At 51.1% G+C, this 1,552-nt stretch carries 1 protein-coding gene; it reads left to right on the forward strand.

The genetic code is table 11. The features are described from left to right. Positions 1-707 precede the first annotated feature (707 nt). The gene (locus WMO17_RS13020) at positions 708-1,538 is read left to right on the forward strand and encodes a helix-turn-helix domain-containing protein (protein ID WP_117506299.1); all 831 of its coding nucleotides are present in this window, start codon (positions 708-710) and stop codon (positions 1,536-1,538) included. The last annotated feature ends 14 nt before the right edge of the window (positions 1,539-1,552 follow it).

The following is a 1,552-nucleotide window of genomic DNA, read 5'->3' on the forward strand; positions in this document are numbered from 1 at the left end:
CTGGTGCGGTCAACGCCATCGTTTCTTGCCAAAGGGCATCCCTCCTTTCAAGGTTCATCGAGAGGTGACGGGGAACGGAGATGCACTTCTGCGGAAGTGTAATAACCCACTATGACACTTTCATCCCTATGGTCTGCAAAGTGTAGTGGGCTCTCCGAGGGGGAACGTCTCCTGCGGGAGAGTTACAATCAAGTTCGCACAATGCGAACTTGATTGCTCCGTACGCATCCGAAAAAATCGCGTACGGAGTTCAAATAACCTGTACGGTTCGTACGGTGTACGGAAACCCGAAATATAAACGATAACACGCCTTAATTTATCTCGATTTGCCGTACGGGTGCGTACAAGTACAGACCGTACAGGTTGTACGAACTTCTTCCGTGAAAAAATGCACTTTTTATGGACGGGGGTGGACAAGCGGCTCGATGCCCACAAAGCCCCGCACCCTGCGGCCACCGGGCAGGGCGATGTTATGTACTGCACCAGAGTCCCTAGCGTGGGAACTCTGGTGTTTTTTTGTTTCCTGCCTGAATATACGGAAAATTTTGCAGAAAGAGCAAAAAAGCGGCAAAACTGCAACGGAAAAAGAAAAATGCCCTTACTGGTTGCAGGGCTGCAACAGCAAGGGCAGAGAGGAAACCGTATATTGAACAAAACGGCAGAGCGTATTATAATGAGGAAAAAGCTCAAAAAGGAGGGCCGACCACATGGCACAGGAATATCTGCCCGCACCATCCAACATTCGTCTTGCGGACTTGATGAAAGAACGCAACATCAGCCAACCAGAACTTGCCAAGGAACTCGGCTGCTCCAAGAGCACCATCAACCGCTTTATCAGCGGTGCAAAGGGAACCCTGACCCATGAGCAGGTGCTGAAAATTGCAAGGCTGTTCAACGTATCCACGGATTTTCTGCTGGGAGAAACCAACATCCCCGACCGCAAGAACTATGATATTGCTGAACTGGGCTTGTCCGTAGAAGCCGCAAGGAATCTCTACACAGGGCGCGTCAATACAGAGGTAGTCAATCTGCTTCTGGAAAATGCTCGTTTCGCAGAGCTTACTTACCGCATAGCGCAGTATTTTGATGACACCTTTGCGTCTGGCATCGCGGCACAGAATGCCATGCTCACGACATTGAGCACCCTGCTACGCACAAAGGTCAAGACCCCGGAAGCAGCCAAAGCCGCAAAGGACATCAGCCTTCGGAGAAAGCCAGTGTATCAAGGCGACCTTGATGACATTGAAATGTACTTCATGGCAGCGGTCAAGGAGATCAAAAAGGGTATCGGGAGCCACTACGCCGAACAGGAAGCCATGAGCAAGAAAGTGGCAGAGAAGATGTTCACCGAATTGACCAAAGGGCAGGATGTGCAACACCCAACGATCACGGCAGAACAGCTGACAGATGCAATGTTGGACAGTGTTTCGGGCATGGAAGGAGCTACGCCGGAAGCACTGGAACAGCTGCGGAATGGTCTGCTGGGAATCTTGCAGTCTGCCGCAGAGCAGGAAAACGCCCATGAAGCAGACGAATGAACGGCTTTGTGCGC

The sequence above is a fragment of the Faecalibacterium faecis genome (assembly GCF_040096475.1).
Taxonomy (GTDB): Bacteria; Bacillota; Clostridia; order Oscillospirales; family Ruminococcaceae; genus Faecalibacterium; species Faecalibacterium taiwanense.

Bases quoted from the DNA above. Each gene is read 5' to 3' on its own strand.
- WMO17_RS13020 (WP_117506299.1), top strand. From the start codon at position 708: ATGGCACAGGAATATCTGCCCGCACCATCCAACATTCGTCTTGCGGAC.